The sequence below is a fragment of the Aeromicrobium piscarium genome, assembly GCF_007421815.1.
Taxonomy (GTDB): domain Bacteria; phylum Actinomycetota; class Actinomycetes; order Propionibacteriales; family Nocardioidaceae; genus Aeromicrobium; species Aeromicrobium piscarium.
The window spans coordinates 106,805-114,245 of sequence record NZ_VLNT01000010.1; the positions used below are offsets into that span (position 1 = coordinate 106,805).

General features: G+C 68.9%; 8 protein-coding genes. 4 read left to right on the top strand and 4 right to left on the bottom strand.

The annotated features are described in order from the left end of the window. Positions 1–23: 23 nt before the first annotated feature. From FNM00_RS12990 to FNM00_RS13005, 4 genes are all read right to left on the bottom strand, one after another. On the bottom strand, positions 24–1,712 hold the full coding sequence (locus tag FNM00_RS12990) for an FAD-binding dehydrogenase (protein WP_143913971.1): 1,689 nt from the start codon (positions 1,710–1,712) through the stop codon (positions 24–26). 1 nt (position 1,713) lies between these two features. Further along, positions 1,714–2,298 carry a TetR/AcrR family transcriptional regulator gene (locus tag FNM00_RS12995; protein WP_143913972.1) on the bottom strand — a complete coding sequence of 195 codons (585 nt, stop codon included), beginning with the start codon at positions 2,296–2,298 and terminating at the stop codon, positions 1,714–1,716. A 304-nt stretch (positions 2,299–2,602) separates the two neighbouring features. Further along, complete coding sequence (locus FNM00_RS13000; protein ID WP_143913973.1) at positions 2,603–3,247, bottom strand: response regulator; 645 nt, start codon at positions 3,245–3,247, stop codon at positions 2,603–2,605. After that, positions 3,244–4,341 carry a sensor histidine kinase gene (locus FNM00_RS13005; protein WP_143913974.1) on the bottom strand — a complete coding sequence of 366 codons (1,098 nt, stop codon included), beginning with the start codon at positions 4,339–4,341 and terminating at the stop codon, positions 3,244–3,246. The genes FNM00_RS13000 and FNM00_RS13005 overlap by 4 nt, the downstream gene beginning before the upstream one ends. A 110-nt stretch (positions 4,342–4,451) precedes the next feature. Here FNM00_RS13005 and FNM00_RS13010 point away from each other — a divergent pair, with 110 nt between their 5' ends. The 4 genes from FNM00_RS13010 (at position 4,452) to FNM00_RS13025 (ending at position 7,171) form a co-directional block, all read left to right on the top strand. Further along, positions 4,452–5,195 (top strand): ABC transporter ATP-binding protein, encoded by a 744-nt coding sequence (locus tag FNM00_RS13010; RefSeq protein ID WP_143913975.1) that lies wholly within the window; start codon positions 4,452–4,454, stop codon positions 5,193–5,195. Then, the gene (locus FNM00_RS13015; RefSeq protein WP_143913976.1) at positions 5,192–5,971 is read left to right on the top strand and encodes an ABC transporter permease; all 780 of its coding nucleotides are present in this window, start codon (positions 5,192–5,194) and stop codon (positions 5,969–5,971) included. The genes FNM00_RS13010 and FNM00_RS13015 overlap by 4 nt, the downstream gene beginning before the upstream one ends. Beyond that, on the top strand, positions 5,968–6,546 hold the full coding sequence (locus tag FNM00_RS13020) for a DUF998 domain-containing protein (protein ID WP_143913977.1): 579 nt from the start codon (positions 5,968–5,970) through the stop codon (positions 6,544–6,546). Before FNM00_RS13015 ends, FNM00_RS13020 begins: the two co-directional genes overlap by 4 nt. Positions 6,547–6,742: 196 nt before the next feature. Next, positions 6,743–7,171: an SAM-dependent methyltransferase gene (locus FNM00_RS13025; protein ID WP_143913978.1), complete on the top strand. Its 429-nt coding sequence runs from the start codon at positions 6,743–6,745 to the stop codon at positions 7,169–7,171. Positions 7,172–7,441 lie beyond the last annotated feature (270 nt).

Consider the following 7,441-nt stretch of genomic DNA (forward strand, 5'->3'; position numbering starts at 1 on the left):
ATGGCTTACCGCTGCCGGGGAGGTCAACTGCGGGCGAGGGCCCTGCCGGCGGCGCGACCGGAGAAGATGCAGCCGCCGAGGAACGTGCCTTCGAGCGCGTTGTACCCGTGCACACCGCCTCCGCCGAAGCCGGCGACCTCGCCCGCCGCGTACAAGCCCGGCACCGGTTCCCCACTCGGGCCGATGACCTGCGAGTTCAGATCCGTCTGGAGACCGCCCAGCGTCTTGCGAGTGAGGATATTGAGCCGTACCGCGATGAGCGGGCCGTGCTCGGGGTCGGCGAAGCGATGGGGCTTGGCCACACGCACGAGCTTGTCCGTCCGCGAACGACGCGCGTTGGCGATCGCCATGAGCTGGAGGTCCTTGCCGAAGTCGTTGGCGAGCTCGGCATCGCGGGCGAGCACCTGACGTTCCACCAGGTCGGCATCGAGCATCGGACCGCGCGGCTCATCGTCATCGGAGACGATGCCGTTCATCTTCTGTACGAGCTCGCGGACCGTGTCCGCGATGACGAAGTCGATCCCGTGCTCTTTGAAGGCCTCGACGGGTCCCGGCGCTCCCTTCGCGAGCCGGCTCTTGAGCAGGAATCGAAGGTCCTTGCCGGTGATGTCGGGATTCTGCTCCGAACCCGACAGCGCGAACTCCTTCTCGATCACCGACTGCGTGAGCACGAACCAGGAGTAGTCGTACCCGGTCGAGAGGATCTCGCGCAGCGTGCCGAGGCTGTCGAAGCCGGGGAAGTTCGGCGCGGGAAGGCGGCGACCGGTCGCGTCGAGCCAGAGCGAGCTGGGGCCGGGGATGATGCGGATGGCGTGATCGGCCCACACGGGATTCCAATTGTGGACGCCCTCGGTGTAGTGCCACATGCGGTCGCGGTTGACGATGCGACCGCCGGCGTCCGCGGTGATGGACAGCATGCGGCCGTCGACGTGGGCGGGGACACCGGAGATCATGTGCCGCGGCGCCGGCCCGAGACGGTCCGTGGGCCAGTTGTCGCGGATGAGCTCGTGGTTGTGACCGATGCCGCCGGAGGTCACGATCACCGCGGGAGCACGCAGCTCGAAGTCCTCCACCACGTCACGGTTGGAGGCCACGCCCCGCTCGGCCTCGTCGGGCGCGAGCACCGCGCCCCGGACTCCGACGACCGCGCCGCCCTCGACGATCAGCTCGTCGACACGATGCCGGAAGCCGAACTCGACCATGCCGGTGCGCTCGGCGGCCTGCACGGGCTCGGCGAAGACGCGCACGACCTCGGGCCCGGTCCCCCAGGTGAGGTGGAAGCGCGGAACGGAGTTGCCGTGACCGAGGGCGTCGCCGCGTCCCCGCTCGGCCCAGCCGACGATGGGGAGGACCTTCAGTCCCAGCTCGCGCAGGTAGTCGCGCTTCTCATAGGTCGCGAACCGCACATAGGCCTCGGCCCACTGGCGCGCCCAGACGTCCTCGTCCTCGAGGCGGTCGAATCCGGCCGACCCCTGCCAGTCCTGCCAGGCGAGATCGAAGGAGTCCTTGACGCCCATCCGGCGCTGCTCGGGTGAGTCGACGAAGAACAGTCCGCCGAGCGACCACCAGGCCTGGCCGCCGAGATTGGCGCGGTTCTCCTGGTCGAGGACGAGCACGCGTTTGCCGGCGCGTGCCAGCTCGTAGGTGGCGACCAGGCCCGCGAGGCCCGCGCCGACGACGATGGCGTGCGGCTGGCGTGAGGGTTGCTGCATGTCACTCCTGCAGGACGGGCCACACGAGGGTGGCGAGTTGGTCGACGGCGGCGTCGATATCCGCCGCGCTGTGGGAGACGGGGACCGCGAGGGCGAGCCCGTCGACGACGCTGATCACCACGCGCAGCAGCGCGCGCGGATCGGGAGCGGACGCGGCCTCGAACAATCCGGCCGCGCCGGCCATGAGGATCCGGTGATACTCGTCGGTGGCAGGCTCCAGCGCGCTCCGCAGCTCCTCATCGGTGCGCGCCGCGAGCATGAGCTCGTGCCAGGTGCGGTTCTCGGCCGAGGAGCCGAGACGCACGAGCTCGCGGAGCACCCGGTGGAGGGCCTCCCGCGAGATCACGGGCCCGAGGTCCGCGGCGGCGAAGGCGATGCCCTGCCGCCGGGCGACCTCGGTGGCGGCGGCGGCCAAGAGGGCGCGGCGGCTGGGGAAATGTCGGAAGAGCGCGCCCTGGCTCAGCCCCGCTCGCTCGCAGATCGCGTGCGTCGTAGTGGCGGCGTAACCGCGCTCGTTCAGCGAGGCGATCGCGGCATCGAGCAGGAGCGCGATGGTGCGCTCACGCCGCTCGGTCTGGGTCGCCATGCCGTGAGCATGTCACGCCAGCACGCAAAAAGAAAGTACTCACTCTCTATCTCGGGCGGTGAGCTATCCCGCACCTCTCGCGCAGGCGCTGAGCTATCCCGCGCTTCGAGCGCGAAAGTGCGTGACTACTCACCGCCCGTCAGACCTGGACCTCGAAGCCGAGGTCGAGATCGGCGGACGGAGAATGTGCTTCTGTGGTTGCCATAGCTGCCCTCAAATCACATCTTCCGTCCCGCTGGCGACGGAGGATGTGTGTCCACGGTTGCCAGGACGACCGCAGAAGCACATCCTCCGTCAGTCACGGCTAGCGCAGGATGCCCTCGTGCAGGGCGCGCAGCACCGCGCGGGTGCGGTCACGTACGCCGAGCTTGAGCAGGATGGTCGAGACATGGTTCTTGACCGTGCCCTCGGCGAGGAACACGACCTCGGCGATCTCGCGGTTGCTGTAGCCCGCCGCGATGAGCCGCAACACCTCGACCTCGCGCTCGGTCAGCTCCTGGACCGCGGGAGCATCCGCCCCGACCGGCGGCGGCCCGGACTGGATGGCGCGCACGAGGCGATCGGTGATCGACGGCGCGATGAGCGTGCCTCCCTCCGCCAGGGTCGCGACGGCACGAGCGAGCTGCTCGACGGTGACGTCCTTGAGCAGATAGCCGCGGGCGCCCGCGCGCAGCGCCTCGAGGACGAGCTCATCGTCGTCGAAGGTCGTCAACACCAGCACCGGAATCTCACCGCCGAGCTCGCGCAACCGGTTGAGCGCCCAGATGCCGTCGTAGCGAGGCATCCGCAGGTCGAGCAACACCACGTCCGGGGCATTCCGCTCGATCACCACGAGTGCCGCCTCACCGTCATCGGCCTCGCCGACCACCTCGATGCCGGCGAGATCCAACAGGGTGCGGATCCCCTGTCGCACGAGAGTCTGGTCGTCGACGACCACCACGCGGGTCATCGGACCGGCACCCGGGCCTCAATACGGAACCCGCCCGCACCGTCGAACTCGACCGCCCCACCGAGCGCCGCGAACCGCTCAGTGAGCCCGTTCAACCCATTGCCGGGCCGGACCCCCGAGGCTCCGATGCCGTCGTCGACGGCCGTCAACACGACGAGGCCATCGGCGCATCTGACGTCGACCGTCAGATTGTCGGCTCGCGCGTGCCGCAGGGTATTGGTGACGATCTCCTGCATCGCCCGGACGAGGGTCTCGGTCTGTCGCTCGTCGAGGGTCACGCCGTCCTCGACCTGCACATCGACGTCCAGTCCGGGGGCGTCCTTGCCGACCTTTTTCAGAACGGTCATGAGCTCGGTGGGTCGGTCGCGCAGCTCGCCGACCGTCGACCGCACATTCGCGAGCAGGTCGCGCGCGACCCGGTCGGCGCGCTCGACATGCTCCTTGGCCTCGGCTCCCTCTCGATGCCGCGCTGCCTCCAGCTCCAGGGTGAGAACGGTCAGCTGGTGCCCGATGAGATCATGCAGATCGCGCGAGATCCGCAGCCGCTCAGCGGACCGCGAGGTCTCCTCCAGGAGCACGCTCTGCGCCTGCAGCTCCACATGGGCCTCCGACAGCTCGCCGCGCAGCCGCTGCTCACGCATGATGGCGGCGACACTGAGGTACGAGGCGATCTGGATCAACAGATAGAAGCCGGCCGAGATGACGGTGTTCTCCCACCTGTCGTCTGTCCGCGATACCGCGAGGCCGATCACAGCGGTGTTGGCGACGATGATCGCCGCCGTCGTTCGGCCCGAGACGATGCCCGGGCCGGACGCGGCCACCATGACGAGCACGATCGGCACGAGACCCGTGTGATCGACGCTCAGCAGCAGCAACCAGCCAGCCACCACCGCGACGCCGTAGGCGATCCTCCCCAGGAACGATGTCGTCAGCACCGCGGCGAGAAGTGCGACGAAGGCCACCGCGAACAGCGTCACCCACAGCAGATACGGGATCGAGGTGGTGTTCCAGCCGATGATCACCGGCAGCGACACACCGGCGCACACCACGAGCATGACGAAGCCCGACCACTCCTCGGGTGCCACGCGACGCATGAGGCCAGCCTAGAGTGCCGCGCGGCCGGCCAGGGGTGCCGGAAGTCATGACCCGATCACTGACGATCGGCACAGGTCAGCGACGGTTCGCGGCACCTAGCGTCGATCCCATGACTGAACCAGCCGTACTCGTGGAGAACATCCGCAAGCGCTACAAGGACACCGTCGCCGTCGACGATGTCAGCTTCCGCGTCGACCCAGGTGAGGTGCTCGGCGTCCTCGGCGTCAACGGCGCAGGCAAGAGCACCACCATCGAGCTCGTCGCGGGACTCCGCGCCCCCGACTCCGGTTCGGTCCGGGTGCTCGGCCTGGATCCCCGCAAGGACCGTAAAGCCGTGCGGCAGCTGCTCGGTGTTCAGTTGCAGGAGGCCCAGCTGCACGATGCTCTCACCGTGAGCGAGCTCGTGGACATGTATCGCAGCTTCTACTCCGACCCTCGATCCGCCGATGAGGTGATCGAGATGGTCGAGCTCGGGGGCAAGCGCGATACCCGCTTCGAGTCGCTCTCCGGCGGGCAACAGCAGCGTCTGTCCATCGCGCTCGCGCTCGTCGGCCGGCCGAGAGTCGTGATTCTGGATGAGCTCACCACCGGTCTCGATCCACGCGCGCGGCGCCGGATCTGGGCCGCCATCGAGGCGCTGACCGAGGAATCCGTCATCCTCGTCAGCCACGCGATGGATGAGGTGCAGCGACTGTGCGACCGCGTCGTGCTGCTCGATGCCGGCCGGATCGTCGCCGAGGGCACCCCCGCCGACGTGGTCTCCCAGGCCGGCGCGGCGAACCTCGAGGAGGCCTTCGTCGCCATCACCGGTCACGATCTCGACGCTGATGAGGATGAGGAGGACGTAGCATGACCGAGTCGACGATCCAGACAGCCACCGGCGGTGGTGGCCTGAGGGCCCTCGCGATGTTGGTGCGCGGCGAGGCCAAGATGGTCATCCGCGACACCGCCGGACTCGTCATCCCGGTCGCGCTCCCGTTGCTCATCATGGTGATGAACGCATCGTCGGCGAACAGCGAGGAGATCGTGGACGGGCGGACCGCGCTGGACATCTACGTCCTGCCGATCGTCTTCGCCATCGTCATCGCCACGATCGGCATCGTCAACATGCCCAGCTTCCTGACGATCTACCGCAAGACCGGGATCCTGCGGCGGCTGGCGGTGACACCCGTGTCACCGATGACCGTCCTCAGTGCCCAGGTGATCGTCAGCCTGATCCAGGCGCTCCTGGGCCTGGCGATCGCCTTCACGGTCGCGGCGGTCGCCTTCGACGCGCGGCTGCCGATCGACCTCGGTCCGGCCCTCGGCATCGTGGTCCTGTCGATCGCGGCGATGTACGCACTCGGGATGGTCGTCGCCTCACTCGCCCCGACACCCAATGCCGCGATCGCCATCGGCCTGATCGTCTTCTTCGCCATCGGCGCGCTCGGCGGGATGTTCGGCGGTCCGGACACGCTTCCCGATGTCATCGACCGCATCGGCTCGGTCCTGCCCTTCGGGGCCTCGGTCGACGGTCTCTCCGCGGCCTGGGCCGGCGAGACGGTCCCCTGGCGGTGCTGGGTGAGCCTTGCCGTCACGGCCGTCCTCGGTGCAGGCGTCGCGGCGACCACGTTCCGTTGGGACCGATGATCCTGGTCGGCGCCGTCACCGCGGCGATCTTCCCGGTCGTGTTCGCCCTCGACGGGTGGACGCGACCGGGATACGACCCGAGGCGGCAGCCGGTGAGCGCGTTGGCTCTCGGCCCGCGTGGCCGGGTGCAGACCCTGAACTTCCTCGTCGCTGGCACGGGGACCGTGATGGGTGCCGTCGGACTGGCGTCCTCTCAGCCCTGGCCCGCGGTCGCGATCGGGATCGTGGGGTGTGCGCTGATCGCCTCGGGAGCTTGGCGGATGGACCCGATGCGCGGCTACCCGCCGGGCACGCCCGATACGACACCCGACTCGTTCTCACCGGCCCACCGCCGCCACGACCAGGCGGGCGCGATCGTCTTCGGTGGATTCCCGATCGCGGCCGCCGTCACGGCGCTGACGGGGGACGACCTCCCCCTCCGCGGCACGTCTCTCGCGGTGACCCTCGTGTCCGGATTCCTCGCCGCGCGCTTCGCCACCGCGTGGGAGAACGACGCACCCGATGCCGGGCGGTGGCAGCGCCTCTTTCTCTGGGTCGCCTTCGGGTGGCTCGCCGCGGTGTTCGCGACGGGCTGAGGACCTTCGGCCAAGCCGGCGTATCTTCGCTGCCCAGCTCTCCCGCGTCATGGACATCCGGCCCTCGCTCACCGAACAGTACGACTCACCGGTGAGGCGTTCGCCGCGATCCAGCAGCGGCTCTTCGACTGGGCCCTGCGGCTCCGGGACGAAGAGAAGGGGTGACGAAAGGCCCCGACGCGCTCATACTGTCGCCATGGAAGCCCGACTCTCGGACCGGCTGGCGGCGATCGTGGACGCGCTGCCGCTCGAGCCCGGCCTACGCGTCCTCGAGATCGGCGGCGCGCCGGGCGCCGCGGCCGTCGAGGTGGCCCGACGTGTCGGGGAAACCGGTCACGTGCTCGTGATCGACCGTTCCCCGGCCGGTACCGCCCAGGTCCGGCGACGCGCGACCGATCTGATCGACTCGGGTCTCCTCTCGGTGCGCTGTGTCGCGATCGAGGACTTCGTCCTGGGGCCCGACGAGGAGCCCTATGACCTCGCCTTCGCGATCCGCGTCGGCTGTCTCGACGGGCGCCATCCGCGGCTCGGCGCGGCCGCACGGCGCCGCATCCGGGATGCGCTGCACCCGTACGGTCGACTCCTCATCGACGGCGGCGACCCTCTCCAGGAGATCGCGGTCTGAGGACCCTGGCCATGCGCGGTGGCCGATCCGTTCGCCCCGTGGCCCGGCGATGGCGGTAGGCCATCAACCTCATCGGGACGGGTTGAGGTTGACCAGCTACCGCCACTGCGCGCAAAGGGTTGATGGTCTACCGCCACCGGGTGGGATGCTCCTATGGATGTCAAGCGGCGAGGGTGAGGCGTCTGGGCTCGACGTGGTCAGCGGTGAGGACGTAGTAGATCTCGCGGGCGATGAGTCGTTTGAGGCAGCGGATGATGTCTTTCTTCGAGA

Excerpts from the sequence above, each read along its gene's own strand:
- FNM00_RS12990 (WP_143913971.1), bottom strand. The coding sequence starts at position 1,712 with ATGCAGCAACCCTCACGCCAGCCGCACGCCATCGTCGTCGGCGCGGGC.
- FNM00_RS12995 (WP_143913972.1), bottom strand. The coding sequence starts at position 2,298 with ATGGCGACCCAGACCGAGCGGCGTGAGCGCACCATCGCGCTCCTGCTC.
- FNM00_RS13000 (WP_143913973.1), bottom strand. The coding sequence starts at position 3,247 with ATGACCCGCGTGGTGGTCGTCGACGACCAGACTCTCGTGCGACAGGGG.
- FNM00_RS13005 (WP_143913974.1), bottom strand. The coding sequence starts at position 4,341 with ATGCGTCGCGTGGCACCCGAGGAGTGGTCGGGCTTCGTCATGCTCGTG.
- FNM00_RS13010 (WP_143913975.1), top strand. The coding sequence starts at position 4,452 with ATGACTGAACCAGCCGTACTCGTGGAGAACATCCGCAAGCGCTACAAG.
- FNM00_RS13015 (WP_143913976.1), top strand. The coding sequence starts at position 5,192 with ATGACCGAGTCGACGATCCAGACAGCCACCGGCGGTGGTGGCCTGAGG.
- FNM00_RS13020 (WP_143913977.1), top strand. The coding sequence starts at position 5,968 with ATGATCCTGGTCGGCGCCGTCACCGCGGCGATCTTCCCGGTCGTGTTC.
- FNM00_RS13025 (WP_143913978.1), top strand. The coding sequence starts at position 6,743 with ATGGAAGCCCGACTCTCGGACCGGCTGGCGGCGATCGTGGACGCGCTG.